Annotated in this window: 27 protein-coding genes and 1 tRNA gene; 3 read left to right on the top strand and 25 right to left on the bottom strand. The window is 63.7% G+C overall.

All coding sequences use genetic code 11. The annotated features are described in order from the left end of the window. Nucleotides 1-327: 327 nt before the first annotated feature. The 12 genes from AB7531_RS19410 to AB7531_RS19355 all read right to left on the bottom strand — a co-directional run bounded on the left by AB7531_RS19410 (nucleotide 328) and on the right by AB7531_RS19355 (nucleotide 11,780). Nucleotides 328-2,691 carry a PAS domain S-box protein gene (locus AB7531_RS19410; protein ID WP_441280035.1) on the bottom strand — a complete coding sequence of 788 codons (2,364 nt, stop codon included), beginning with the start codon at nucleotides 2,689-2,691 and terminating at the stop codon, nucleotides 328-330. A 1,114-nt stretch (nucleotides 2,692-3,805) separates the two neighbouring features. Beyond that, a complete protein-coding gene (locus tag AB7531_RS19405) occupies nucleotides 3,806-4,036 on the bottom strand; it encodes a hypothetical protein (protein WP_187387678.1) in 231 nt (76 codons plus the stop codon). Nucleotides 4,037-4,713: 677 nt separating this feature from the next. Then, nucleotides 4,714-6,285 carry a hypothetical protein gene (locus tag AB7531_RS19400; RefSeq protein WP_063982868.1) on the bottom strand — a complete coding sequence of 524 codons (1,572 nt, stop codon included), beginning with the start codon at nucleotides 6,283-6,285 and terminating at the stop codon, nucleotides 4,714-4,716. Further along, nucleotides 6,266-6,520 carry a hypothetical protein gene (locus AB7531_RS19395; protein WP_063982867.1) on the bottom strand — a complete coding sequence of 85 codons (255 nt, stop codon included), beginning with the start codon at nucleotides 6,518-6,520 and terminating at the stop codon, nucleotides 6,266-6,268. Before AB7531_RS19395 ends, AB7531_RS19400 begins: the two co-directional genes overlap by 20 nt. A gap of 68 nt (nucleotides 6,521-6,588) precedes the next feature. Beyond that, the gene (locus AB7531_RS19390) at nucleotides 6,589-6,786 is read right to left on the bottom strand and encodes a helix-turn-helix transcriptional regulator (RefSeq protein WP_063982866.1); all 198 of its coding nucleotides are present in this window, start codon (nucleotides 6,784-6,786) and stop codon (nucleotides 6,589-6,591) included. Nucleotides 6,787-7,026: 240 nt separating this feature from the next. Then, a tRNA-Pro gene (locus tag AB7531_RS19385) sits at nucleotides 7,027-7,104 on the bottom strand. Nucleotides 7,105-7,213: 109 nt separating this feature from the next. Next, nucleotides 7,214-7,795 (bottom strand): MerR family transcriptional regulator, encoded by a 582-nt coding sequence (locus AB7531_RS19380; RefSeq protein ID WP_063982865.1) that lies wholly within the window; start codon nucleotides 7,793-7,795, stop codon nucleotides 7,214-7,216. A gap of 24 nt (nucleotides 7,796-7,819) precedes the next feature. After that, nucleotides 7,820-8,161 carry an integration host factor subunit alpha gene (locus tag AB7531_RS19375; RefSeq protein WP_028152484.1) on the bottom strand — a complete coding sequence of 114 codons (342 nt, stop codon included), beginning with the start codon at nucleotides 8,159-8,161 and terminating at the stop codon, nucleotides 7,820-7,822. A 134-nt stretch (nucleotides 8,162-8,295) separates the two neighbouring features. After that, nucleotides 8,296-9,276, bottom strand: a complete 981-nt coding sequence (locus AB7531_RS19370; RefSeq protein WP_063982864.1) for a beta-ketoacyl-ACP synthase III — start codon at nucleotides 9,274-9,276, stop codon at nucleotides 8,296-8,298. Beyond that, entirely contained in the window at nucleotides 9,273-10,334 is a 1,062-nt protein-coding gene (gene plsX / locus AB7531_RS19365) for a phosphate acyltransferase PlsX (RefSeq protein ID WP_063982863.1), read from the bottom strand. The genes AB7531_RS19370 and plsX overlap by 4 nt, the downstream gene beginning before the upstream one ends. 298 nt (nucleotides 10,335-10,632) lie before the next feature. Further along, nucleotides 10,633-11,202, bottom strand: a complete 570-nt coding sequence (locus tag AB7531_RS19360) for a YceD family protein (protein ID WP_063982862.1) — start codon at nucleotides 11,200-11,202, stop codon at nucleotides 10,633-10,635. Next, nucleotides 11,199-11,780, bottom strand: coding sequence for a ubiquinol-cytochrome C chaperone family protein (locus AB7531_RS19355; protein WP_063982861.1), 582 nt, complete (start codon nucleotides 11,778-11,780; stop codon nucleotides 11,199-11,201). Before AB7531_RS19355 ends, AB7531_RS19360 begins: the two co-directional genes overlap by 4 nt. Nucleotides 11,781-11,878: 98 nt before the next feature. On the opposite strand from AB7531_RS19355, the gene AB7531_RS19350 reads away from it, so the two are divergent. Further along, nucleotides 11,879-12,364 (top strand): outer membrane protein assembly factor BamE, encoded by a 486-nt coding sequence (locus AB7531_RS19350; RefSeq protein WP_063982860.1) that lies wholly within the window; start codon nucleotides 11,879-11,881, stop codon nucleotides 12,362-12,364. Nucleotides 12,365-12,481: 117 nt separating this feature from the next. Continuing rightward, nucleotides 12,482-13,483, top strand: a complete 1,002-nt coding sequence (locus tag AB7531_RS19345) for a Bug family tripartite tricarboxylate transporter substrate binding protein (protein WP_063982859.1) — start codon at nucleotides 12,482-12,484, stop codon at nucleotides 13,481-13,483. Between the two features lie 258 nt (nucleotides 13,484-13,741). Here AB7531_RS19345 and AB7531_RS19340 read toward each other — a convergent pair whose 3' ends face one another. From AB7531_RS19340 to AB7531_RS19280, 13 genes are all read right to left on the bottom strand, one after another. Next, entirely contained in the window at nucleotides 13,742-15,862 is a 2,121-nt protein-coding gene (locus tag AB7531_RS19340; protein WP_063982858.1) for a sodium-translocating pyrophosphatase, read from the bottom strand. Nucleotides 15,863-16,143: 281 nt separating this feature from the next. Continuing rightward, entirely contained in the window at nucleotides 16,144-16,752 is a 609-nt protein-coding gene (locus AB7531_RS19335) for a hypothetical protein (protein WP_231142118.1), read from the bottom strand. Nucleotides 16,753-16,873: 121 nt separating this feature from the next. Continuing rightward, entirely contained in the window at nucleotides 16,874-17,872 is a 999-nt protein-coding gene (gene thiL / locus AB7531_RS19330; RefSeq protein WP_063982856.1) for a thiamine-phosphate kinase, read from the bottom strand. A 138-nt stretch (nucleotides 17,873-18,010) separates the two neighbouring features. Next, the gene (gene nusB / locus AB7531_RS19325; protein ID WP_063982855.1) at nucleotides 18,011-18,508 is read right to left on the bottom strand and encodes a transcription antitermination factor NusB; all 498 of its coding nucleotides are present in this window, start codon (nucleotides 18,506-18,508) and stop codon (nucleotides 18,011-18,013) included. A 2-nt stretch (nucleotides 18,509-18,510) separates the two neighbouring features. Then, nucleotides 18,511-19,002 (bottom strand): 6,7-dimethyl-8-ribityllumazine synthase, encoded by a 492-nt coding sequence (gene ribH / locus AB7531_RS19320; RefSeq protein ID WP_063982854.1) that lies wholly within the window; start codon nucleotides 19,000-19,002, stop codon nucleotides 18,511-18,513. 184 nt (nucleotides 19,003-19,186) lie between these two features. Then, nucleotides 19,187-19,795, bottom strand: coding sequence for a riboflavin synthase (locus AB7531_RS19315; protein WP_063982853.1), 609 nt, complete (start codon nucleotides 19,793-19,795; stop codon nucleotides 19,187-19,189). Then, the gene (gene ribD / locus AB7531_RS19310; RefSeq protein ID WP_063982852.1) at nucleotides 19,795-20,943 is read right to left on the bottom strand and encodes a bifunctional diaminohydroxyphosphoribosylaminopyrimidine deaminase/5-amino-6-(5-phosphoribosylamino)uracil reductase RibD; all 1,149 of its coding nucleotides are present in this window, start codon (nucleotides 20,941-20,943) and stop codon (nucleotides 19,795-19,797) included. The genes AB7531_RS19315 and ribD overlap by 1 nt, the downstream gene beginning before the upstream one ends. Next, complete coding sequence (gene nrdR / locus AB7531_RS19305; protein ID WP_007603426.1) at nucleotides 20,940-21,422, bottom strand: transcriptional regulator NrdR; 483 nt, start codon at nucleotides 21,420-21,422, stop codon at nucleotides 20,940-20,942. Before nrdR ends, ribD begins: the two co-directional genes overlap by 4 nt. A 16-nt stretch (nucleotides 21,423-21,438) precedes the next feature. Continuing rightward, on the bottom strand, nucleotides 21,439-22,737 hold the full coding sequence (gene glyA, locus AB7531_RS19300; protein ID WP_028152497.1) for a serine hydroxymethyltransferase: 1,299 nt from the start codon (nucleotides 22,735-22,737) through the stop codon (nucleotides 21,439-21,441). Nucleotides 22,738-22,990: 253 nt separating this feature from the next. After that, nucleotides 22,991-23,212, bottom strand: a complete 222-nt coding sequence (locus tag AB7531_RS19295) for a hypothetical protein (protein ID WP_008131709.1) — start codon at nucleotides 23,210-23,212, stop codon at nucleotides 22,991-22,993. A gap of 37 nt (nucleotides 23,213-23,249) precedes the next feature. Continuing rightward, a complete protein-coding gene (locus AB7531_RS19290) occupies nucleotides 23,250-23,486 on the bottom strand; it encodes a hypothetical protein (protein ID WP_028152498.1) in 237 nt (78 codons plus the stop codon). A gap of 199 nt (nucleotides 23,487-23,685) precedes the next feature. Next, nucleotides 23,686-24,204, bottom strand: coding sequence for a transcriptional regulator LdtR (ldtR, locus tag AB7531_RS19285; protein WP_011087797.1), 519 nt, complete (start codon nucleotides 24,202-24,204; stop codon nucleotides 23,686-23,688). Between the two features lie 528 nt (nucleotides 24,205-24,732). Further along, nucleotides 24,733-25,236 carry a DUF6163 family protein gene (locus AB7531_RS19280; protein ID WP_028155097.1) on the bottom strand — a complete coding sequence of 168 codons (504 nt, stop codon included), beginning with the start codon at nucleotides 25,234-25,236 and terminating at the stop codon, nucleotides 24,733-24,735. Between the two features lie 138 nt (nucleotides 25,237-25,374). Between AB7531_RS19280 and hemB the strand changes: the two genes are divergently transcribed. Then, nucleotides 25,375-26,436, top strand: coding sequence for a porphobilinogen synthase (gene hemB / locus AB7531_RS19275; protein ID WP_063986325.1), 1,062 nt, complete (start codon nucleotides 25,375-25,377; stop codon nucleotides 26,434-26,436). Nucleotides 26,437-26,566: the final 130 nt, after the last annotated feature.

Here is a 26,566-nt window from a genome sequence, read left to right as displayed (position 1 = left end):
CTGAGCCTTCATTCAAGGACTGGTGATTCTTACATCGCTAGTTGCGTCAAAATCTCACGCCACAGTTAGTGCGCTGACCAGTGCCACGTTCTTGGTCTTCAGATGAGATGTAGTCCGCCTGGGGTCAAAACTAATCGTCGCGGGCTTTCCCAAAAAGGTCGGCTGTGTGCCAAATCGGACGTTGCGCCGGCCTTTCTGTAATTCGGCGCAGCGTTAACCTCACATTCGGCGTTACCCAGCCAGCATCAGCGTGATTTGAATATCGTATAGCGGTCAATGTTGAAAGCGCATGGGGTTAAGTTGCTTCACCCAGTGAGACCTATCTATTCAGCGACGCTTGTTCATCGCCTGTTCCAAACCCTGACGAAGAGACTTCGGAGTGTAAGGCTTCACGACGAGTATTGCGCCCAATCGCGCGGCTTCAGATTTCAATCCGCTGTCACCTGTCGCGAGAACTAGGCAAAGATCGGGCCGGCGCGCATAGACATTCCTTGCGAGCTCTAGACCGGAAACTCCTAGGAGTCCGACATCAGTAAGTAAGATGTCCACGGGGTGCTCATCCAGGATCTTCAAGGCCTCTTGAGCCGTGCTGGCCTCTTTTACGTTGCATCCAAGATCGTTTAGCATCTCTGTTGTCGTCAGGCGGATGAGGTCGTCATCTTCGACGAGCAACACGGTCGCGTCCTTGAAAGACTTTTCGTTGGCCGAGTGTTGCGATCCCTGAGCGACGCGCCTTTGAGCTTGATTAGCCAGCAAGTGTCTGATTTTCCGCGCGAGCGCCTCGCGCGTGTAAGGTTTGGCCAGGAGTTCCACCCCGGGATCGAGCCGCCCGCCGTGCACGATGGCGTTCTGAGTATAGCCGGATGTGAAAAGTACGGCGACGTTTGGCAAACGCTCCTTGGCTTTTCTTGCGAAGTCCGGGCTACGCAGGCTGCCAGGCATCATGACGTCGGTGAAGATAAGGTCTATTGGAATGCCGCTGTCGACAACGACGAGTGCGCTCGCTGCATCTCGCGCCTTGACCACGCGGTAGCCGAGCTCGGTAAGCATCGAGACCGCGACCTCGCGAACCTCATCGTCATCCTCAACCACGAGGACAGTTTCCTCTCCGCCTTGAACCTCGCCGGTCGGAGCCCCCACCAGAGTATCTTCGGATGCCATCTCTCGCGGGAAGTACAGCTTCACCGTGGTCCCGGCCCCTACCTCGCTGTAGATTTTCACGTGTCCGCCGGACTGCTTGAGAAAGCCGTAAACCATGGCGAGGCCCAGGCCCGTACCCTTGTCCTCCGCCTTGGTTGTGAAGAATGGCTCATAGACCCGTTCCAGGATATCCGGCGGAATTCCGGTGCCTGTATCGGTCACCGCGATCATCACGTATTGTCCCGCAGACAACTCGTCATGCTGGCGGACATATTCGTCGTCGAGGAAGGCATTACTTGCTTCAATCGTCAGCCGGCCTTCGCCGTTCATCGCGTCGCGGGCGTTGATCGCAAGATTCAGGACCGCATTTTCCAGTTGATCCGGGTCGATGAGGCTATTCCACAGCCCACCTGCGACGACCGTCTCGACTTCGATCTCCCCACCGAGGGCGCGACGAAGCATCTCATCCATGTTCTTGATGAGACGGCCCGCGTTCACTACCCTTGGCTCCAGCGGCTGTCGCCGTGCAAAGGCAAGCAGTTGAGAGGCAAGTTTAGAACCTCGGGCCACACCTCCGAGGGCGTTTTGGACCCGCATCTCGGCCCGGGCATTACCAGCGATATCTTTCCTAAGCAGTTGCAGATTTCCGCTGATGACCTGCAGCAAGTTGTTGAAGTCGTGGGCAACGCCGCCAGTAAGTTGGCCGATCGCTTCCAGCTTCTGGGATCGGATCATCGTTCCTTGCGCCGCCTGGAGCGCGGCTTCCGCCTCACGCCGTTCTGTAATGTCCCGGGTCACTTTGGCGAATCCTACGAGCTTCCCGTCGTCGTCTCGAATCGCGTCGATCACGACATGCGCCCAAAAGCGAGTGCCGTCCTTTCGTACCCTTTGACCTTCATGCTCCCACCGTCCGTCACGGGATGCGGTCTGCAGGCCTGTTCGCGGGAGGCCCGCGGCGCGATCCTCTTCCGTATAGAAATTGGAGAAGTGGCGACCGATGATCTCTTCGGGAGCGTACCCCTTGATGCGCTGGGCTCCAGCGTTCCAACTCGCCACGTTGCCTTCCACGTCCAGCATGTAGATGGCGTAGTCCGTCACACTTTGGACCATTAGCCGGAACTGCTGCTCGCTTTCGCGTAATTTGGCCTCGGCAGCCCTTCGCTCGGTCAGATCCCGAGTGATCTTGGCGAAACCTACAAGCTCGCCCTTAGGCGAGCGGATCGCGTCAATGATGACATGGGCCCAGAACTGCGTGCCGTCCTTGCGCACCCGCCAACCCTCTCGCTCGAAGCGTCCGGTTCGCTCCGCCTCCTCCAGCGCCAACGCAGGCACTTTCTGCTCCCGCTCGGTCTCCGTATAGAATGTCGAGAAGTGGTGTCCTATGATCTCCTCGGCCTCAAAGCCCTTAAAGCGCTTCGCCCCCGGGTTCCAGCTGGTGACATGCCCGTCGCGATCCAGCATATAGATCGCGTAGTCGGTGATCGCCTCAACAAGTAGCCGATAACGCCCCTCGCTGGATTGTGCAGCATCGAAGCGGTCTGATTTTTCCATTCGGGTCCTATCCAGCCCGCCGACTGCTGGAGGGTTGAGGTAAAACAATACTAAGACGGTTGAGTTCCATCTGGCCTTCGGTCATCAGCTGACTTCTGGCCTTTGTCCACGGTCACACGGCGTGTAAGGCGTGGCTCATTAGCTCGCAACCAAAGGCGGATTGGTGCGAGTTTGACGAACGCCGGATAGCTGGCTGCGAATTTGAGCATATCGGTGCGCGACATTGGCGGGGCTCAGGCATCACCTTCTCGACCAGCGACAACAGCGACGCAAACACACCGAGCAAACCTATTCACTGACGTGGTGGCAATGATGATAGAGGTCGCCAACTGAGGCGGCCTTACGCCTTGTCCCTCGGGGAATTTGCGGATCTGCGTCGCTGTCGCCAGCAGTCTCGTCCGCGGCCACGTGTCTCATGCAGCCAGCCCCCGAGTCCGCTCGATACCCGCAACCCGACGTTCTGCTCCGAGATTAGTTCGAGGACGAACGTTGGCGCGATCCGCAGCGGCCCATTCCCCTCGGCTCTGATGGGCGACGAGAGCGTCCTCCGTCTCTACGAAAATATCCGGATTCAGGCGGCTGCGGATCGGGCCGCCAGCGGCCGCTAACGTCTCCTCGCGACACCGCCAAGCAACGCGCCGATGTCCTCCGCGGAGATCGATCGGAGACCGCTCCGAGCCGATCGGATCGATTGCTAGCGGCCTCATGAAGGAACTATTATTCGAATACCGAGCGCTGATCTCGGCACATTTGCGCGCAGCTCGCGCGTTAATATGCAGCACAACCTAAGATACCCCATATTCTGAATTGTGGATGCGCGAATTTTCCGGGGCGGCCGGTGGTTAGTGGCGAAGGTTGGAAGGATCTGACCCACCCCTCCCCGGTCCAAGCGCTTTCGACGGCACATGGCCGCCCTTAATCCTGCGGCGCGGCTACATTGTTGGTATTTGCATTAGAGGCGCGAATCAAAAAGTCCGCATGCAGCCGGCACCAAGCCGGAAATGACGACGTCCGCCCAAATCGGCACCAGTTTGACGTCACGTCTGGATCAGCATCCCTGTAACTCAATACAGCCCGAGTTCAGGGTAGGAGCGCGTCGACAAAGAGATTGGCGTCAGTTCAGAAACTTCACGGCCAGACGGCGCCCATCACGCCATACAACCGAGCAATCAATATCCAAACCAGCACTTGGAACGCGCAGGCCGAAGGCTGCGGGCACGAAGGGCGCGTTATCGATCTGGACTATTGCAGAGGAATCTGTGAGGTGGCGGACCTTGCACCGCACAGGACTGCCGTCGACCAAGATCTGCGCAGCATAGACATTGCGTCGCCGCTCGTTCGCCACGTCTCGCTCCCCCCGCTATAGCGGGGGAGACGTTGATCGGCGTTCCAGTCTCAAATGGGGCTAGACCATGGTTTCATTGCTAGGCCGCGAGCTTTTTCTCCATCGCAGTCAACGGTCAAAGCATTGTCCTGAGCGCGCACAGTTTTGCGCTCCCAGGCCTTGCCGTCGCCCCCGCCGTTCGCCGCAGCGATCCGTCGGGCTGTCCGGCTATCAAGGCTGGCCTCCAGTACCGCGAAGTGCTCGCCAAGCCCCGCCCTCACCCGTGGTGCGTCCAAGCTGGCGACCAGCGTGCTGTTTCGGGCTGGCTCTTCGTTTCGCCGGCCTCTGCACGCCGATCGAATGTGTTGGGAGGGGTGGCTTCAAACCCTCGGTCGGTTCGTTACCATACCGGTATGGGCACTTGCGGACGCGACGCCGCAGGTTTCCAAGAAGTGTCACCGGGAAAAAATAACCTCGAAATCTGCGGGATGACGCGCCCGATTGTGGGGCCGGAAGTTAAGGCCCACGGTGGGGGAGATCGAAATGGCCCCCTAGCCGGGGCTGATGCCAACCAGTCCGGCGGGCGGCAAGGTCGGTGAATTCGTCGGCCCGAATGGGGCCGTTGTCGTTTGCTGGTGTCATTTTGGCTCCGTGAAGTGCTGTTGGCCGTCTGCGCGGCTCAAGAGACGTCTCGGTGATCAGGCGCCATCCTCTAACTGGGCCTCAAACCAAGCATCGTATTCGGCTTGCTCCTCATCAACAGTCATCCGGCGCTTTGGTGATGGTGAATCGTCGACCGGTGCATCCTCGAAGAATTCCGGATGCGCCGCGTCCCATTCCCTTCGGCCAGCTTCACGTCGCCGCTCCCATTCGGTTGGCTCGCGTCGCGGCGCAATGGCTTCAATGCGCGCTTTGATTGCTGCCTCCTCGGCTTCAGTCAGCGGCTTGGACTCCGGCGCGGGCAACGGCTCCGGCTCGGGCTTCACCGGCAGCGGCGTCTCGTCGTCCGGCCGGGTTGCTGGCGCTTCAAAGCCGTCGCCGGTGATGACGATAGTCCGGCCGTGCAGCTCACCGGAGTCGGAGATTGTCTCCAGGCCGGCCGCGTGTACCAACTTGGCGAGCTGCTTCTGACCTGCGAACTGCGTTTCTGCGTCTGGATGCTCCAGCGTGATAACGTGCTGGTGCTGAATGCCCGCCTCGTCGGTTGCGGTAAAGTGCAACTCTGAGCCGCTGCCGACCTCGACGAGCGCGCTTGAGGTAACGCGGGCCGTTATCGGCGGAGCTGGCTGGCGGGGCTTGGCTGGCTTGGTAGCATTCGATTTCGCCTTGCTGCGCTCCGCCTTTTGGAAACCGCGTGGCGCGTCCTCGTCGTACCGCTCATCTTTCAACCACCGCGCCAGCGTATATCGCGGCGCATTCGGCTTGCCTTGCGCAGCCCATGACGCCTTCCAAGCCGCTGCGGCCTGGATGACGGCGGGGCGGTCTACCTCGGCCGGGAGCGCATCCCATGCCGCTTTGGCTTCCTTCTTGCCCTTGGCGTGGGCGTAGGCGCGCCAGAGCGCTTCGAAGGTTGGCCTGGTATCGGCTGGGGTTCCGGTGCGCTCATCCACCGCCGTCCCGCCCGCAGCGGTGGCCGCAAGGCCATCCGCAAGCGGCGGCGCCGTAGGCGCGGCGGGGTCAATCTCTCTTTCTGTAGACCCGTCTGTAGCCGGGTCCAGTAAGAGAGTCTTTGTCCCGGTAATCTGGGACGCTATTTCGCTTTGCGTCCCGGTAGAGTGGGACACCACTGTCCCAGTAGAGTGGGACGCTAGGGAAATCTCCGTAGCGTCCCGGTGATCTGGGACGCTAAGCGGTAAAGTACCCTGCGCGGCCAATTCCAGAACATTGAGCACAGGCACGTAGCGGCTGCCGCCACGGCCCTTTCCGGTGTAGGTACGAACGAGCCAGCCGCATTCAATGAGCAGCACAATGGCGCGCTGAACTGCGCTGCGCGACAGATGGCGAGCACCGTCCGGCGCGCGACCGCGCATTGTCTTGACGATATGCCTCACTGAGGCGAGTGCATCGCCGTGCTTAGCGTGCATGTACCAGCCGATCATGAACCGATAGACGGTGCGGGCTGGATCTGTGAGACGCAGGTCGTAATCAACGAGCTGGGCCATGCGGAACTGCGCCACCGGCCCGGCCATGTTCTCGATTTTATAGGTCCAGTAGGCGCGCGTGAGCGACTCGCCGCCTCGGCTAGGGGCCTCAGACGTTGGTGCTGGCATCGGCCGGAAGCTCCAAGAGTTTCGCAAGGGCAAGATCAGAAATCGCGCGGTTGAACTGCTCGCCAAAAGCGGCAGTTCGCTCGCTGAAGGCGTTGGGCGCAACGGTCCAAGACCTGTCGCCAGGGCGCTGCCGCAAAGCCAAGTTGTAGAGACGAAGGTGGTCGTTCAGCTCTAAGTCGAAACGGGCGAGCGTCGTCGATCCCGGAGGGCCGGGCCGGACGGATAGGATTTTCAAAGGAGGGATTCCCCTAAAGGGATTTGGGCGGGTATCTCGCCACGGCCGAGGCCGGTGCGCTCAGGCGGTTACAGCTCGTTTGCTGGCTGCCAGGTCGATGTACGCCGCCGCGAAAGCAGCCACGCATCCACGTCTTGTGCCGCGTATTTGATGGTCCTGCCGAGCTTAAAAAAGGCCGGGCCGGTACCAGCCATGCGCTTCTTGGCAAGTGTCGACTGCGACAGGCCGGTGATGGCCGCCACTTCATCCAATGTGAGGAGGGTCACGAAAGACTCCCGAGCGGGGAGAAGTAATCAGCGCCCCGGCAATCCAGTCAGCGCGCCGGAGTTGCCGCGCGTGGCGCTGCATTCCGATATTATCTAATTATCGGTCGAGCGGCCCGCCTAACAGGGGCGGCCGAAAAAAGAATGAGCAGTAGCGGGCGGCTATTTGGCGTCGGGTGGCTACCCGGTGGCGACTCGCCCAGAATCTCGATTTCAGACTTCCCGCTAAGCCTTTGAGGTTATTGGTCGGAGCGAGAGGATTTGAACCTCCGACCCCTAGTCTCCCAGACTAGTGCGCTAACCGGGCTGCGCCACGCTCCGAACGTCGTTCCATTAGCTAGGATCGCCGCTTTGCGCAAGGCGAGGTCGCAGCATTTTGGCGTCCGTGCCCACAGCCCCGGAACTGCCGGCAAAGCTCGCGAAAAGCGCCCTAGCCGTCCTTCAGCGCCTGATCCAGCATCTCCCGGCACGCGACGAGGTCAGCGAGCACCCGTCCGAGCCGCTCCCGGTCGATGGCGCTGGGCCCGGCAGGTGCGGCGGGAGTGCCGCCCTTGCGGAAGGTGGTGAGGATGTCCTCGTCGTCGACCTCCGTGAAGCGGAAGTCGATGCCTTCCTCCTCGTCGCCCTGGTAGTCGTCTTCGTCGGCATCCGTGACGCCCTTGATGGGCGCCTCGTCGTCGTCGGGCTCCATCAGGCTGGCGCCGATGGCATCCTCAATGGCCCCGAACGAGACCGCGGCCGCGCCGTCGGCGAGGCCCTGCACCGACTTGACGCCGTGCTCCTTGAGGATCCGCTGCACCCCGCGGATGGTGTAGCCCTCCCCGTAGAGCAGGCGGCGGATGCCCTTGAGCAGATCGACGTCGTCGGGGCGGTAGTAGCGGCGGCCGCCGCTGCGCTTCATCGGCTTGATCTGGGAGAATCGGGTCTCCCAGAACCGCAGCACGTGCTGCGGAATGTCGAGTTCCTGCGCTACTTCGCTGATGGTTCGGAACGCATCCGGCGCCTTGTCCAAATGCCTAATCCTTCGCGCAGGCGGTTAAGCCTCGGGTTGAGCCTTGCTGGCGTCGCCATTGCCGCGATGCTGGGTGTTGATCCGCTGCTTCAGGATCGCCGACGGCTTGAACACCATGACGCGGCGCGGCGAGATCGGCACCTCGGTGCCGGTCTTCGGGTTACGGCCGATACGCTGACCCTTCTTGCGGACCATGAAGGAGCCGAAAGAGGACAATTTCACCGTCTCGCCCTTCTCCAGGCAGTCGGTGATCTCCTTCAGGACGAGTTCCACGAACGCAGACGATTCCGTGCGCGACAGGCCCACCTTCTGGTAGACGGCCTCGCAGAGATCAACACGCGTTACGGTTTTGCTTTGGTCGGTCATCGCCCTGCCCCACATCACGGCGAACAATTGTTGTCTGAAATTATGAGGTTACGATACGCCGGTCAACAGCGCTCATCAATGCAGGCGCATCGATAATGGCGGCTAATTCCGGCAAAATTTTATCGAATGTGGCGCTACCAGCGCACCAGCGCGGAGCCCCAGGTGAACCCGCCGCCCATCGCCTCCAGCAAAACCATGTCGCCGCGCTTGATGCGGCCGTCCTTGCGCGCCACCGACAGCGCCAGCGGGATCGAGGCCGCCGAGGTGTTGCCGTGGCGGTCCACCGTCAGCACCACCTTCTCCGGCGCGATGTGGAGCTTGTGGGCGGAGGCGTCGATGATTCGCTTGTTGGCCTGGTGCGGCACGAACCAGTCAATGCTGTCGGCATTGAGCCCGGTGGTCTGGAAGGCGTCGACGATCACGTCGGTAATCATGCCGACCGCGTGCTTGAAGACCTCGCGGCCCTCCATGCGCAGATGGCCGACGGTCTGGGTCGAGGACGGACCGCCGTCGACGAACAGCTTTGCCTTGTGGCGGCCGTCGGAGCGCAAGTGAGTGGTCACGACGCCGCGGTCGGTCGCGGCTTTGCCCGGCTGCTCCTGTGCCTCCAGCACCACCGCGCCGGCACCGTCACCGAACAGCACGCAGGTGCCGCGATCGTTCCAGTCGAGGATGCGCGAGAAGGTCTCGGCGCCGATCACCAGCGCGCGCTTGAAGGCGCCGGTGCGCAGGAAATTGTCGGCGGTGGCGAGCGCGAACACGAAGCCCGAGCACACCGCCTGGAGATCGAACGCCGCGCCATGGTTGATGCCGAGCGCGTGCTGCACCGCGACCGCGGTTGCGGGGAAGGTGTTGTCAGGCGTCGAGGTCGCCAGCACGATCAGCTCGATCGACTGCGCGTCCACGCCGGCGTCGCTGAGCGCAGCCTGCGCCGCCTTGATCGCCAGATGCGAGGTGAACTCGCCCTCGGCCGCGATATGCCGCTCGCGAATGCCGGTGCGCTGCACGATCCATTCGTCGGACGTATCGATGCGCGCCGCCAGCTGGGCGTTGGTCACCACCTGCTCCGGCAAATAAGAGCCGCAGCCCAGCACGACCGAACGAATTTGAGTCACGAAACAGCCTCCTGCGCGGTCTGCACGGAACTAAGTGCACCACCCTCGCGGTTGAGCATCTGATTGATCTTGTTCAGGAGATCGTAGTGAGCCATCTCATAGCCAACATCGATCGCATAGGCAAAGCCTTCGGAGCTGATTCCACCATGGCTCTTGACCACGATCCCGTTCAATCCAAGGAACACGCCGCCGTTGGACTTGTTCGGGTCCATCTTGTCCCGCAGGGCCTTGAAGGCGCTGCGCGCCAAGAGGTAGCCGAGCTTGGACAGCCAGCTCCGCTGCATCTCGTTGCGGAGTAATTCCGCCATCTGCCGTGCGGTTCCCTCGGCGGCCTTGAGCGCGATATTGCCGCTGAAGCCTTCGGTGACGATGACGTCGGCCAGCCCTTTGCCGATACCATCCCCCTCGACGAAGCCGAGATAATCGAGCTCCGGCAGGTTCACCGCACGCAGCCTGTCCCCGGCCTCGCGGATCTCCTCGTGCCCCTTGATCTCCTCGGTCCCGATATTGAGCAGGCCGACCGTGGGCCGGGGCTTGTCGAACAGGACGCTCGCCATCGCGGCGCCCATGACGGCGAGCGACACCAGATGGTGTGCGTCGCCACCGATGGCGGCACCGAGGTCGAGCACGACCGATTCGCCGCGCTTGGTCGGCCATACTCCGGCAATCGCCGGGCGGTCGATGCCCGGCAGCGTGCGCAGGTGGAAGCGCGACATCGCCATCAGCGCGCCGGTATTCCCGGCGGAGATCACGACATCCGCCTCGCCCTTCTTCACCGCGTCGATGGCGAGCCACATCGAGGAGGTCTTGCGGCCGCGCCGCAGCGCCTGGCTCGGCTTATCATGCATGGCGACGGCGACGTCGGTATGGATGATCTTCGAAGCGGCCTTGAGGGCGGGATGCTTCTCGAGCTCGGGCTCGATCTTGGCGCGGTCCCCGACCAGCAGGAATTCGATCTCGCGATGCCTGTGAAGCGAGATGGCGGCGCCTGGAATGACCACGGCGGCGCCGACGTCGCCCCCCATGGCGTCAAGCGCGATGCGAACCTTGCTTGGCATAAAAGTCCTGGAAACCTGGTCTGGTGCGGTCTTGAACGAGCGGTGCCGCAAAATGGGTCCGCCATGGACATGGCGACCGGTCAGGCGCCACGCGGCGCCCGGACCGGGGCGCGACAATAGCGTTTTGTTATCCCGAAACAACCTCTTGCCCCCAGCCTTTTGCATTCGGGGCGACCCGCGGGCGGCGGCGAAAATTCACAATAAGCGCATTGAAATCAAACAGATATAAGCTCCTTTCAAAGCATCCGGACAGGCATCTCACGCACCCCGCAAAGCGATCCCCACCGGGAATGCCCAGCTATTTGCCTTTCTTCTTGTCCTGGAGCGCCTTCAGCGCCGCGAACGGATGGTCCTCGGGGTCCAGCGCGGTGACCTCGGCCTCGAACTTGACGCCCGGCTTGCGCGGATAGGGATCGACCGCCAGAAACAGCGCATCGGTGGCAATCCGGCCGAGATCGATGATGCCGTTCACGATTGCCTCCGGCGGATCAATCACCTCCGGCGGCTCCGCGTCGTCCTGCCCCTCCTCGATCAGGTCGGCCATCTTCCGAACCTCGGCTTCGGGGGCAAACACCAGGTCGACGTCCTCCTCGATCTCGCTCTCGATCGGATCGAGGGTGACGACGCAGATCTGGCCGATCCGGGCACGGACGTGCCCCGTAACCTGGATCCGGCCGCCGCTCTTGGGCACAACGTCGAAAGCAGCCTGGGCGGAGAGCACCTCCCTCAAGCCGCCGACCTCGGCGATGGCCTGCAGCTCGGCGGCCGAAGCCTCGAGCTTGCGGTGCAGGCCGGTGTCGGGGAGCTGCGCGACGATGACGGGGGACCGCCAGGGATCGGGTCTGGATTCGGCGTTCGGTCGGCTCATCGCGTGATGTCCTCAGTGAGCGCTGGGGGATACTTGAAGGATGCGCACAGCAGCGTGGCCTCATCTGTCCGGCCGAGATCGGCCTCGGTGGCCCGGGCGTAGGCCGCGAGCCGCCGCGCCTGGTCCATACCGGTCCCATTCAGGATATTCTTGCAGATGGCGGCTGCCAGCGCCTCGGCGCCGCCATCGATGGCCTGGTCATAGGCCTGGACGCGGCCGTAAAACGCCTCGCCGAAGGCCCGCATCCGCTTCGGCACAGTCTGGTCGCCTATCCCCATCTCGCGCAGATTGTCGTCCATGTCCTCGCAGAAACGGTCGAACAGCGCCTGCGACAGCTCCGTGGCGCCTTGGCCCTGGTTGGCGCCCTGGTTGACGCTCTGGACCGTGCGCAGGCGTCGCAGCAGCAGCCAGAGATGCAGCAGCAACAGGTCGAAACGCCCGTTAACCGTATCGGGCACGCCCAAGTCGCGGTAAAATATGGGTTCTCGCGCCTGCGTCACGATCATGCCATAGATGGCTTCAATGGTGCCGCGCGGGGCTTGCCGGGGTTTCCTGAAGTGATTGAACGGCCAAACCATTGTGGGTTCCGCAAGCAGGCGTGCGCGTGTTGCAATTGCAGTCTCCGCCCGGTACTTCAGCGCCTCGCGCGACGCAAGGGGACGGAATCAGTTCCACGATGACGATAACGAACCAGACCAGCCTGCGCGCCAACAAGCCGCGCGGCCTTCATGCACGCTGGCGCGGTTTGCGCATGCTCGCGGCCGTCGCCCTGGTCGGCGCCGCCCTTGCCGGCTGCACCGGCGAGCAGTTCCAGAAGGGTTACATCCTGCCGCCCGGCGCGCTGGAGCAAATTCCGATCGGCGCGAGCCAGGACCAGGTGCTGATCGTGATGGGCACGCCCTCCACGGTCGCAACCCTCGACGGTGAGGTGTTTTACTACATCTCGCAGCGCTCGGAGCGGATGGTCGCCTTCATGAACCAGAGGGTGGTCGACCAGCGCGTCATCGCGGTCTATTTCGACAAGAATCGGCGCGTGCGCCGGCTGGCGAATTACGGCCTTCAGGACGGCAAGATCTTCGACTTCATCAGCCGGACCACGGCGACGTCGGGTCAGGAGATGAACTACCTCACGCCGCTGTTCAAGCTGCTCAGCTTTAACTGAGTCTTCAGCCTGCGGCGTCGTGCCGCCCTCCGCGCGGCACTTGCCGTCGCGTGCGGCTTGCCGTTGCGCGCCCGGTTCCATACGCTCCCTGCAAAACAAGAAGCAGGGAGTGGATTCGTGCCCAAGACTTTGTTGTCCCGCCGTCGCGTGCTCGCCGGTGCTGCCGGCCTCTCGGCCGCAGCGATCCTGCCGCGATCGAGCCTGGCGGACTGGAAGCCCACCGAAAACGTCCGCATCATCGTGCCGGCTGCGGCCGGCGGCTCGACCGACGTCATGGGCCGGCTGCTGGCCGCGCATCTGCAGACCGCCTGGGGCCAGTCGGCAGTCGTGGAGAACCGCTCCGGCGGCGGCGGCACGATCGGCACGGCCGAGGCCGTCCGCGCCAAGCCTGACGGCCACACCATCCTGATCGGCAACCCCGGGCCGAACGCGATCGCCTACAGCATCTTCAAGAACCTCACCTACAAGCCGGACCAGCTCCAGCCGGTCACCAACATGATCCGGATCCCGAACATCGTCTCGGCGCATCCGAAGACCGGCATCAAGTCGGTCGCCGAGCTGATCGCGTATCTGAAGACCAACCCGGACAAGCTCAGCTACGCCTCGTCCGGCGTCGGCCAGAGCCCTCACCTCACCGGCGCCTGGTTCCTCCAGCTCACCGGACTGAAGATGACGCACATCCCGTTCCGCGGCGCGGGCCCCGCGCTCCAGGCTGCGCTGGCCGGCGACATCCAGATTCTGTTCGACAATCTCTATCCGAGCCTGCCGCAGGTGCAGAACGGCACCCTCACCGGCCTCTGCGTCACCACGACCGACCGCAGCGACCTCGCGCCGAACCTGCCGACCATGCGCGAGAGCGCGCCGGAGCTGGCCAATTTCGACGTGTCGTCGTGGTTCTCGGTGTTCCTGCCGAAGGGTGTGCAGCCCGCCGTGCTGGAAGCGCTCAATCTTCAGGTCAAGGCGATGCTGGAGCGCGACGACATCAAGAAGAACATCGCCGCCATGGGCGCCCGCGCCGACTACGGCACGCCGCAGCAGTTCGCCGACTTCGTGGACGCCGAGACGAAGAAGTTCGCCGGCATCATCCAGAAGGAAGGCCTGCAGATGGACGTGCAGTAGGCGTTCACACGAGCCGTTGGCGCGGGGGATAACGGCCGCACCTACCGCTGTCATTCCCCGCGAAGGCGGAGAATCCAGTACGCCGCGGCTTCTCCGCATTACGCCGCTGTCTCTGGAATACTGGATCGCCCGCCTTCGCGGGCGATGACAGCGAGGGTGAGGCCGCTATCGGAATGACGCGTTGAGAGGCTCCGGCCCACCAAAACAAAAACCCCGCGGCTCGCGCCGCGGGGTTTTGTCGTGTGTCGCTTGCGCCGCTCAGTGCGCGAGGATCGCCAGCAGCAGCAAGGCCACGATGTTCGTGATCTTGATCATCGGGTTCACCGCCGGTCCCGCCGTATCCTTGTAGGGATCGCCGACGGTGTCGCCGGTGACGGCCGACTTGTGGGCATCACTGCCCTTGCCGCCGAAGTGACCGTCCTCGATGTACTTCTTGGCGTTGTCCCAGGCGCCGCCGCCCGAGGTCATGGAGATCGCGACGAACAGGCCCGTCACGATCACGCCGAGCAACATCGCGCCCACCGCGGAGAACGCAGCCGACTTGCCGGCCGGGCCGCCACCCGCGATCGCATAGATCACGAAGTAGACGAAGATCGGCGACAGCACCGGCAGCAGCGAGGGGATGATCATCTCCTTGATCGCCGCTTTGGTCAGCAGGTCGACCGCCCTGCCGTAGTCCGGCTTGTCGGTGCCCTGCATGATGCCCGGCTTCTCGCGGAACTGCCGGCGCACCTCCTCGACGATCGCACTCGCCGCGCGGCCCACAGCCGTCATGCCCATCGCGCCGAACAGATACGGCAACAAGCCGCCGAACAGCAGGCCGACAACCACGTAGGGATTGTTGAGCGAGAAGTCCGGATTGACGCCTGCGAAGTACGGATGGTGCGCGGAGTCCGCAACGAAGAACTTGAGGTCCTGGTTGTAGGCCGCGAACAGCACGAGGGCACCGAGACCGGCGGAACCGATCGCGTAGCCCTTCGTCACCGCCTTGGTGGTGTTGCCGACCGCATCGAGCGCGTCGGTCGACTTGCGCACCTCCTTCGGCAGGCCCGCCATCTCGGCGATGCCGCCGGCGTTGTCGGTGACCGGGCCGAAGGCGTCGAGGGCGACGACCATGCCGGCCAGCGCCAGCATGGTGGCCGTCGCGATCGCGATGCCGAACAGGCCCGCCAGGCTGTAGGTGACCAGGATGCCGGCGATGATGACGATCGCGGGCAGCGCGGTCGCTTCCATCGAGACGGCGAGACCCTGGATCACGTTGGTGCCGTGACCGGTCACCGACGCCTGGGCGATCGACTTCACCGGCCGATAGTCGGTGCCGGTGTAGTATTCGGTGATCCAGATGATCAGCGCGGTGACGACGAGGCCGACGATGCCGCATTGGAACAGCGACATGCCGGTGTAGTCGACGCCGTCGAGCTTGCCGAAGCCGATCAGATAGTAGATCACGCCGGCGATGCCGATCAGCGACAGGATGCCGGTTGCGATCAGGCCCTTGTAGAGCGCGCCCATGATCGACTGGCTCGGCCCGAGCTTCACGAAGAAGGTGCCGATGATCGAGGTGATGATGCAGATGCCGCCGATGGCGAGCGGCAGCGTCATCATGTTCATGAGGATCGGCGTCTTGGCGAAGAAGATCGCCGCGAGCACCATGGTGGCGACCGCAGTCACCGCATAGGTCTCGAACAGGTCGGCAGCCATGCCGGCGCAGTCGCCCACGTTGTCACCGACATTGTCGGCAATGGTGGCCGGGTTGCGCGGATCGTCCTCGGGGATGCCGGCCTCGACCTTGCCGACGAGGTCGCCGCCGACGTCCGCACCCTTGGTGAAGATGCCGCCGCCGAGACGGGCGAAGATCGAGATCAGCGAGGCACCGAAGCCGAGCGCCACCAGGGCGTCGACCACGAGACGGCTATCAGGCGCCAGTTTCAGCGAGTGCACCAGGAAGCCGAAATAGAGGGTCACGCCGAGCAGCGCGAGACCCGCCACCAGCATGCCCGTGATGGCGCCTGCCTTGAAGGCGAGCTCGAGGCCGCCGGCAAGCGACGTGGTCGCTGCCTGGGCGGTGCGCACATTGGCGCGAACCGAGACGTTCATGCCGATGAAGCCGGCCGCCCCCGACAGGACGGCGCCGATCAAGAAGCCGATGCCGACGTAGAGACCAAGGAAATAGACAAGCAGGACGAAGATGACGACGCCGACAATACCGATCGTCGTATACTGGCGCCGCAGATACGCCTGTGCGCCTTCAGCGACTGCGCCTGCGATTTCCTGCATGCGCGGTGACCCCGCATCCGCACTCAACACCGAAGACGTCGCCCAGATCGCGTAGACGATGGAAAGCACTCCGCAGAGCACTATCAACCATAATGCTGTCATGTGATTTTTGCCTCAGATCCTTGATGTACGTACCCCCGGCGCCTTTTGTTTTTCCGTCATGCGGTGGGCGCCCTTATTTGAACAGGGCCGCCCCTTGCACGAAGGTGTGGCCCTGGTCGGTCACAAGCTTGCCAAAATCAAATTGAGGGTGCAACGCCGGATGAGGCCGAAAAAGCCGATCTCGGCAAGTATTTAGACCTAATCCCGAGCGCTTGGCCGCCGGCCTGGCGCAGCACCGGGAGGCGACCTCAGAACCGGGCGAGGCTTGGCCTGGGCCACGCCTAGGCCATCGCCCTCACGGGATGGCGAGAGGCTGACGCCATTTCCAGGGTCTGCCCGTCGGCTGTTGTACGCCGGTTGAAGATCTTGACCTCGTAGACGCCGCCATTCGGGCCGACCTCGTGCGTCACCGAAACGACCTGCTCGCGTGTGAGGCTGCCGAGCTGCACATCCTGGTCGGGCAGGATGAGCGTCGCCAGCTCATTGACGAACACCACCACGAGATGGCCTTTCGGCATGTTGCTCTTCGACAACAAGCGCAACTGGCCGTGATAAGGCTGCCGCGTCCAGGCCGATGGCACGCCGGGATCGACCACGACCTGGATGTTGTTGGTCCCGGGATGCAAGGTGAGCACCATCTTCGACTGATCCGGCTTCCATTGCATGGACATCGACGGCATGGTTTTCCAGAGACAATTGAACGCGGCGCACTCGTCCGGCAGATTGTCGTGGATCGTGCAACCCCGGCCGGGCTTGCAATGCGAGCACCATTTGCCAGCGGCCTTTCCGAGCTCGACCACGTTGTAGACCTTGCAACAGAGCGTGCAGCTTCCGCACTCCCTCCCGGGAACAATCTGCGCCTCGCTCAAACCCGCAACGGCCGCCGTCATCGAATCAAATCCATTGGCTGCATTCGCACCAACGGTTCGGATACATCTACTTGCTTTCGTCGGGGTTGCGGCAAGCGGCGACCGGCAAATCCGGACAGATCGGGCTTGAGGCGAGTCGAATTCAGAAGTGGCTGTAGGACAGGCGCTTCAAGGCCAGTTCCTGGCCCTGACCGTCCAAAAAGCGCGGCCGTTCGCGGCCCGCGACGATCGTGCCGATCGCCGTAACGGCCACGCCCGCCGCCTGCCCTGCGGCAATCAGCGCCTCACTTTGCGCCGGCGGCACCGTGCACAGCACCTCGTAGTCGTCGCCCCCGGCGAGCAGCGTCTCAACGCAAATAGCGTTGCGCGCGATCAGGCCGGCCGCAGCAGCCGAGAGCGGCACGTTCGCGACGTCAACCGTGGCCGAAACGCCCGACGCTGCACAGAGTTTCGCCAGATCGCCGGCGAGCCCGTCGGAGACATCCATCGCGGCCGTCGCGTGGTCGCGCACGGCCTGCGCCAGCACATTGCGCGGCTGCGGCACGCGATAGCGTGAGACCAGCATCTCCTTCGCTTGCTGTTCGGACGCGAGCGCCCCGGCCGCGGCGCCGCCTGTGAGCACGCTGAGGCCGAGCACGGCATCGCCGATCGTTCCCGTCACCAGGATGAGGTCGCCCGGCCGCGCGCCAGTACGGCCGACCATCCGTCCCTTCGGCACGCGGCCGAAGGCGGTGATCGAGATCATCTGCGGCCCCGGCGTCGACACCGTGTCGCCGCCAAGCAGTGGGCACGCAAAGGTCTTGGCGTCCTCGCCGAGCGCGTCCGCGAACGGCCTGAGCCAGCCATCCTCCTTGCTGCGCAGCGCCAGCGTCAGCACGAAGCCGGCGGGCGCCGCGCCCTTGGCTGCGAGATCCGACAGGTTCACCCGCAGCGCCTTGCGCGCGATGGTGTCGGGCGGATCGGTGGCAAGATAATGCACGCCTTCGACGACGGCATCGGTGGTGACCACGATGTCGTCGCCGGACGAGGACAGCACCGCGGCATCATCGACCAGCCCGAACGCGCCGGGGTCAGTCGCCAGCGGCTTGAAATAGCGCGCGATGAGGGAGTCTTCGGCGGAGGTTTCCGGTGCGTTCGTCATCGGCGCTAGCCCCAAACTCCACTGTCATCGCCCGGCTTGACCGGGCGATCCAGTACGCCGAGACGCTCGATGTCAATAACCGCTGGCGCGGCGTACTGGATCACCCGCCTTCGCGGGTGATGACAGCGGAATGGATAACTACCCCCGCCCGAACTCGTCGCCGCGGAACTGGCGGCCGATCTGGTCGAGCACGGCGTTGACCATGCCGGTTTCCTCGCGGTCGACGAAGGCATTCGCAACGTCGACATATTCTGACACGACGACGCGGCCTGGCACGTCCTTGCGATGCTGGAGCTCATAGGCCCCTGCCCGCAGCACCGCGCGCAGGATGGCCTCGATCCGCTTCAGCGGCCAGCCCTTCGACAGCGCCTCGTCGATCAGGGGATCGAGCATCTTCTGGTCGCGCACGACGCCGGAGACCACGTCGCGAAAGAAGGCCGCTTCCGCCGGCAGGTAAGTATCGCCCTCGACCTCGTTGCCGAGCCAGTGGCTCTCGAACTCGGCAAAGATGTCGTTGATGCCCGCGCCGGCGATGTCCATCTGATACAGGGCCTGGACGGCCGCGAGCCGCGCCGCACCGCGCCGGTTCGCTTTCTTCTCGGTGCCGGCTGGCGGCTTTTTGCTGTGATCGGCCATGATCAAGCCCGCGCCAGCCGGCGCTTGATGCGCAGCATCGCAAGCGCGGCGCGCGCGGCATCGCCGCCCTTGTTGAGCTCGCTGGCGCGCGCCCGCGCCCAGGCCTGCGCCTCGGTGTTGACGGTGAGGATGCCGTTGCCCAGCGGCAGCTTTCGCAAAACCGCAAGATCCATCAGCGCGCGCGAGGATTCCTGCGAGACGATCTCGAAATGGATGGTGTCGCCACGGATCACGCAGCCGAGCGCGATCACCGCGTCATAGGGCTTGCCGTTCGCCGCCGCGGCATCGATCGCGATGGCGACCGCCGCCGGGATTTCCAGCGCGCCGGGAACCGTGATGACGTCATGCGTCAGACCAGCCGCCTTCAGCTCGGTCACCGCGCCGTCCAGAAGCGCATCCTGGAGATCGTCATAGAACCGCGCCTCGACAATCAGCGCGCGTGCGCCGGAAATGTCGGTCTGGTCCTTCAGGGGTGCGCGTCGCGCGTCTGCCATCGTCTAAATCCGTTCTACAGAGGTCGGCGCTATGTAGTCGCCGGACGCATGTAAGCCAAGTTCAAAGACACTGTCATTCCGGGGCGATGCGAAGCATCGAGCCCGGAATCTCGAGATTCCCCGGTGCGCAATTGCGCACCTGCGGTCTGGTCTTTCGGACCATCCCGGAATGACGGCTCCGCCGTCACTTCAATTCCGTCAGCCGCGCTGCATAGCGGGCCATCAGGTCGACCTCGATATTGACCTCGGCGCCCGCTTTCCAGCCGCCGATCGTCGTGACCGTCAGGGTATGCGGAATGATCAGCACCGAAAAGGTCACGTCTCTCACCGTATTGACCGTCAGCGACACGCCGTCGAGCGTGATCGAGCCCTTGGTGGCGATGAAGCGCGCGAGCTCCCGCGTGGTCGAGAGCTCGAACCGCGCCATATCAGGCAGATCCTCGCGACTGACGAGGGTGGCGACACCGTCGGCATGGCCGGCGACGATATGGCCGCCGAGCTCGTCGCCGATCTTGAGCGCGCGCTCGAGATTGAGCCTCGTTCCGACCTTCCAGTGCTTTGCAGTTGTCAGCGCCAGCGTCTCGGCGGCGGCATCGACGTCGAACCAGGTTCTGCCGCCTTCGACGCCGGAAGCAACCACCGTCAGGCAGACGCCGTTGCAGGCGATCGAGGCGCCGTCGGCGATGGTGGTCTGATCGTAGCGGCAAGCGATGCGCAGCCTGTGCAACTGGCCCTGCGCTGTTGGCGTGAAGCCGACGATCTCGCCGATATCGGTGACAATGCCAGTGAACATTACGCGCGCTCGTAGATGGTGAGAGTATCCTTGCCGAATGTCTCGCTAGCATGAACCTTATAGGCCTGCGACTGCGTGATTTTCGACAGGGGCAATGCATCGAGCGCATCGACGCCGCCCGGGCCGACCCCTTCCGCTCCGCGGAACAGCCAGATCTCGTCGGCGAGGTCGGCCGCGACGAAGGACGCCGCGACACGGCTGCCGCCCTCGACCATCAGCCGTGTGATGCCTTTCTCCGCCAGCACATGCAGCACGGCCGAAAGATCAAGCCCGGAAGCGTTTCCCGGCGGTACGCGGATGATCTGAGCGCCTGCCGCTCCGAGCCGCGTGGCGGCGGCGGCTTCCGCAAGCTCCGAGCCGATCACCCAGAGCGGCGTCTCCCGCGCGGAACGACCAAGCTGGCTCGCGGCCGAAATGCGCAGATTCCGGTCGAGCACGACGCGTATGGGAGAACGCGCTTCCATGCCCGGCAGGCGACAATTGAGCTGCGGATCATCCGCCAGCACCGTGCCGATGCCGACCAGGATGGCGTCGCTCTGGGCGCGGAGCAGATGCACGCGATTGCGCACGGCCTCGCCCGTGATCGCAAGCGGCTTGCCTCCAGCCGTACCGATCTTGCCGTCAGGCGAGACCGCGAGCTTCAGGATCACATGCGGGCGCTTGTCACGGATGCGGCGAAAATGCCCGGCATGGTCGAACGCGGCCTCCGCCGCGCACAGACCCACATCCACCGTGATGCCGGCGGCACGCAAACGCGCATGACCCTGGCCCGCCACTTCCGGATTGGGATCCTCGATCGCCGCGACCACCCGCGTGATGCCGGCGGCGATCACCGCGTCTGCGCAAGGCGGCGACTTGCCGAAATGCGAGCACGGCTCCAGCGTGACATAGAGCGTGGCGCCTCGCGCGGCCTCGCCGGCCCGGCGCAGCGCTTCGGGCTCGCCATGCGGTCGCCCGCCTGGCTGCGTCCAGCCGCGGCCGATGATGACCCCGTCTTTGACGATGACAGCGCCCACGGCAGGATTGGGCCAGGTGCGCCCCTGCCCGCGCTTGCCCAGCGCCAGCGCAAGCTGCATGAAGCGGCGATCGGCGTCCTTGGACTCGCGGGCCTTCTGCGCGAACTGATCCTCCAGGATCCGGAAGATCATTTGCGGATCGCGGCGAGCCGCGCTTCCTCCTCACCGGAGAGCTCGCCGAGCACGTCGGCGAAATCCTTGGCCTCGCGGAAATTGCGATAGACCGAGGCAAAGCGCACATAGGCGACGTCGTCGAGCGTGCGCAGATGCTCCATCACGGTCTCGCCGATCACCTCGGAGGAGATCTCGGCCTCGCCACCGGTCTCGAGCTCGCGGACGATGGTGGAGACCATCTTCTCGACCCGCTCCGGCTCGACCTGCCGCTTGCGCAAGGAGATCGACACCGAGCGCATCAGCTTGTCGCGGTCGAACGGCACGCGGCGGCCGTTGCGCTTGATCACCGTGAGCTCGCGCAACTGCACGCGCTCGAAAGTGGTGAAGCGGAAATTGCAGGCGACGCACACGCGCCGCCTGCGAATCACGGAAGAATCCTCGGTCGGACGCGAGTCCTTTACCTGCGTATCGAGACTGTTGCAGTTCGGGCAGCGCATCCGTTTACCCTAGGCTTTACTGATAGATCGGGAACCGATCGGTGAGCGCCTTGACCCGCTCCTTGATCGCGGCTTCGACCAGCGGCGCCTTGCCGTCGTCGGACTGCGCGATCGCGTTGAGGACCTCGGCGATCATGCCGCCGACCTGCTGGAACTCGGCGACGCCGAAACCGCGGGTCGTCGCCGCCGGGGTGCCGAGACGCAGGCCCGAGGTAACGAAGGGCTTTTCGGGGTCGAACGGAATGCCGTTCTTGTTGCAGGTGATGGCGGCGCGGACCAGCGCCTTCTCCGAGACGTTGCCCTTCAGGCCCTTCGGCCTGAGGTCGACCAGCATCAGATGGTTATCGGTGCCGCCGGAGACAATATCGAACCCGTGGCTCTTCATCGCCTCGGCCAGCGCCTTGGCGTTCTCGACGACGTTCTTCGCATAGATCTTGAAGTCCGGACGCAGCGCTTCGCCAAAGGCGACCGCCTTCGCCGCGATCACATGCATCAGGGGCCCACCCTGCAGGCCCGGGAAGATCGCCGAGTTGAGCTTCTTGGCGAGCGCCTCGTCGTTCGAGAGGATCAGGCCGCCGCGCGGACCGCGCAGCGACTTGTGCGTGGTGGTGGTGGTGACGTGGGCATACGGCACGGGCGAGGCATGCACGCCGCCGGCGACGAGACCGGCGAAGTGCGCCATGTCGACCAGGAGGTACGCGCCGACGCTGTCCGCGATCTCGCGGAAGCGCTTGAAGTCCCAGGCGCGCGAATAGGCCGAGCCGCCGGCGACGATCAGCTTGGGCTTGACCTCTTCGGCCTGCTTGGCGACCGCGTCCATGTCGATGATCTGGTCCTCGCGGCGCACGGTGTAGTGCGCGGCCTTGAACCACTTGCCGCTCATGTTGACGGGCGAGCCGTGGGTGAGATGGCCGCCGGCCGCGAGGTCGAGGCCCATGAAGGTGTCGCCGGGCTGCAGCAGCGCCAGAAACACGGCCTGGTTCATCTGGCTGCCGGAGTTCGGCTGCACATTGGCGAAGTTGGCGCCGAACAGCTTCTTGGCGCGATCGATCGCGAGGTTCTCGGCGACGTCGACCCACTCACAACCGCCATAGTAGCGCGCGCCCGGATAACCCTCTGCGTACTTGTTGGTCATCACCGAACCCTGCGCTTCCAGCACGGCACGGCTGACGATGTTCTCGGAGGCGATCAGCTCGACCTCATGGCGCTGCCGGCCGAGCTCGCCCTTGATGGCGGCGGCGATTTCCGGGTCGGCTTGGTCGAGCGAGGCGGTGAAAAACGAGTCGGGCGCGGAGGCGGTTCTGGCTGAGGTCATCTTGCGAATATCTCCACCGCCGCAGCCTTTTGGCGGGCTACGGGCGGTCTGGTGTGGCGATCGGAAGCGGCGAGCGCGATCTACCACATCACCCGCCCCCGGCCAAGTATTTGCGGGTCGGGCCTGATATTTATGCAAGATATGGTGGGGATTGAAGGATCCGGGCAAGAGGACGGCTGCTTGAACCGTCCGCCCCGATCAGTCCTGAAGGGTCCGATTTGGACCTTAAAATCCGTGCGGGCCGGACTTGCCCCTACAGCCCGGTATACCCCGCCTTCACGGGATCGACGCTGCCGTCGAGCTGGCGCAGATAGGTCAGTCCGCACACCGTCAACCTGTGGGTGTCCTTCTCGCCGGCTTCCATCAACGTATTGAGATAGTTCGTGACCTTGGCCCGCGCCTCCGCGCTCGCCGCGGACGTGCGGTTCGCAAGCAGGTCATAAGTCTGCATGATCCGGTCGATGGCAGCTTCCATGTCACCCTCTGGTTCTGTCGAATTTTGGGAGTTTTGATCAGGCAACCGCGCGGGCCCCGGACTGGGCCTCGAACCGGCCAATGGCCTTGTTGGCGAGCCTGATCTTGTTCAATTCGCCGTGCTGGAGCAGCTTGATGATGATCTCGAGCAGGCTTTCGTTGGTGACCAGCGTGTCGGGAATCGCGCCGGAACGGCGGAGGTAATTCGCTGCGATGGCATAGGCGTCGCTCACGAGTTCGACGTTCATTGCCTGAAGCCCGCGCTCGACCAGCATCGCATCCTCCGATCCGCAGTAACAACTGCGGTGCGGGGAACTGGTTCCGCCCGGCCGGGTCATTATTTCGCAGTCGCGAAACGACAAAACGCACCGGTCCGGGCAAAGCCGGGCCGGCGCGCTTGGGGAGGTCAGGCACGTTCGGGAGGCTTGCCGGTCTTGTTATGGGCCGGCTTGGCCAAGTCCCGTCGCAAAGAACTCAGAGACGATACAGGATCTGGTCGGTCCAGAACCGCTCGAGGCGGTGCAGCGACTTGTTGAGGGTCGAGAACTCCTCGCCCGAGATGCCGCCGACCTGCTCCACCGTCTTGACGTGCTTCTGGTAGAGGGAGTCGACGATGCGGCGGACTTCCTGGCCCTGCGGGGTCAGGCGGATGCGCACCGAGCGGCGATCAACGCGCGAGCGCTGATGATCGAGGAAGCCGAGCTCGACGAGCTTCTTCAGATTGTAGGAGACGTTGGAGCCGAGATAGTAACCGCGCGTGCGCAGCTCGCCCGCGGTCAGCTCCTTGTCGCCGATGTTGTAGAGCAGGAGCGCCTGGACCGAGTTGATGTCCGCACGGCCGCGGCGATCGAATTCATCCTTGATGACGTCGAGGAGCCGGCGATGCAGCCGCTCCACCAGAGTCAAAGCTTCCAGATAGAGCGACTGCACCGAACCCTGCTGGCCGGAGACGCGCTCTGCGGTATCTGCCGCAGTTGCGACGGCTTTCATCATGACACTTCCCCTGTTGTCGTTTTTATCGACACTCATTCGACGAAACTTGTGCTCCGTCTGATAGGTGCAACTTAAGGGGGGGCGTTTGAAGATCGGCTTAAATAAGAGAATAAAGAGATCATGAATTTAAGACAGTGAATTGCGGATTAAGCCTGTGTCACAAGGGCTTTTCGCAACCGTCTGTTGACCCTCGCAAGGTCCTGTTCACCCTCCGTCCGCCACCTCTGTCGCATTCCAGTACAGGGCCGCCCCGTTTCGAAACGGGCGCGTAAGAGCTGTGGCGGAACGCACGGAGTCAATGAAAAGTTACCTCGAATTTTAGGCAACGAACGGTCAACCAAGCCACGACTTCGGAAATGCCGCTCTCGTGTCCCGGACAAGCGCAGCGAAGCGGAGCGCAGAGCCGGGACCCAGAAGCCGCAAACGAGATCGTGGAGAGCTGGGCCCCGGCTCAGCAGCGCATCACTGCGTGCTGCGCTGCGTCCGGGGCACGAGAGAGTGTGAGTGTGCGTTGAAATCGTAAGCGCGCTACGGCGGCCGCTCGCGCGCGGCCATCCAGGCGAGCGCGAGATAGGCGGCGAGCATGAAGGCTTCGACACCGACGACGATCAGGCTGCCGCCGTAGATGCCCGGGAACATCAGTTCGATCACCGCCATCGACACGACGGTCGTCAGCCACACCACCGCGCCCCACGGCGTCGCGAGCCAGAGGCCGACCGCGGCAACGAGCTCGATCACGGCGAAATAGACGGTGGCGGCCTGCCAGGCCATCGACTGGTTCTCGAACGCCTCGTCCTCGCCGCCGACGAAGCCGGTGACCTGGGCCCAGTGATAGAGGCCCTTCAGAATCGACAGCAGCGCCATCACGCGCAGGAACAGCACGAGCCGGCGCGTCCAGACATTGTCGTCGGACTCGGGGCGCTCCGACGAGATCGCCGCCACCGACATCGCGTTGTCTCTGGCGTTGTCTCTGGCGGCGTCCCTGGCACTGGCGCCGTCGCGGGCCGCATCGCGGGTGGAGATTTCGGACATGGTCCCCTTCTGGCTGCTTCGCCCCGCAAAATCAATCGGCTGCCCGAGTGACCTCAATTTTGCCTTGCGGCAGGTCAAGCCGCGGTGGCGGGAACCATGCGAGCTGGTATAAGAATAATTCCAGCCGGAGGAAGAATGATGGCGATCAAATACGGACGTCCGATCGAATTGCGCGAGGTTTCGCGCCGGGATGGCGCCAGTGCCTCCCCTGCCCTCGATCTGGCCGTCCGCCCGCGCCGCAACCGCAAGGCCGAATGGGCCCGGCGCATGGTGCGCGAGAACGTGCTGACCACCGACGATCTGATCTGGCCGCTGTTCCTGATCGACGGCAACAACAAGCGCGAGCAGATCGCCTCGATGCCGGGCGTCGACCGCCTCAGCGTCGACCAGGCCGTGCGCGAGGCCGAGCGCGCCATGAAGCTCACCATCCCCTGCCTCGCGCTGTTTCCCTACACCGACCCGTCCCTGCGCGACGAGGAAGGCTCCGAGGCGACCAATCCGAACAACCTGGTCTGCCAGGCGGTGCGCGCGATCAAGAAGGAGTTTCCTGACATCGGCATCCTCTGCGACGTCGCGCTCGATCCCTTCACCAGCCACGGCCATGACGGCCTGATCTCCGACGGCAAGATTTTGAACGACGAGACGGTCGCCGTGCTGGTGCGTCAGGCGCTGGTCCAGGCCGAAGCCGGCTGCGACATCATCGCGCCCTCCGACATGATGGACGGCCGCGTCGCCGCGATCCGCGAGGGGCTGGACCGCTCTGGCCTGCTCGACGTGCAGATCATGGCCTATGCGGCAAAGTACGCCTCCGCCTTCTACGGCCCGTTCCGCGACGCCATCGGTTCGGCCAAGACGCTCACCGGCGACAAGCGCACCTACCAGATGGACAGCGCCAACACCGACGAGGCGCTGCGCGAGGTCGATCTCGACATCTCCGAGGGCGCCGACATGGTGATGGTGAAGCCCGGCATGCCCTATCTCGACGTGGTCCGGCGCGTGAAGGACACCTTTGCGATGCCGACCTTCGCCTACCAGGTCTCCGGCGAATACGCGATGATCGCAGCGGCCGCCAACAATGGCTGGCTCGACGGCGAGCGCGCGATGATGGAGAGCCTGTTGGCGTTCAAGCGCGCCGGCGCCGACGGCGTGCTCAGCTATTTTGCGCCGAAGGTGGCGGAGAAGCTGCGGAGCCAAACGTAAGGTATCGCGGGATGGGCCAAGCGGCTTGTCCGCCGTAGCTCGAAGAGCGAAGGCGGAAGCGTGCCCACCATGCCAGCTAGCGATCGCGGAACGATGGTGGGCACGGCGCTAACGCGCCTTTGCCCACCCT

The sequence above is a fragment of the Bradyrhizobium sp. 63_E2_N1_3 genome (genome assembly GCF_052076005.1).
GTDB lineage: Bacteria > Pseudomonadota > Alphaproteobacteria > Rhizobiales > Xanthobacteraceae > Bradyrhizobium > Bradyrhizobium barranii.
Note: the sequence above shows the minus strand (reverse complement) of the source record. Positions and strands in the feature narration are given on the sequence as shown.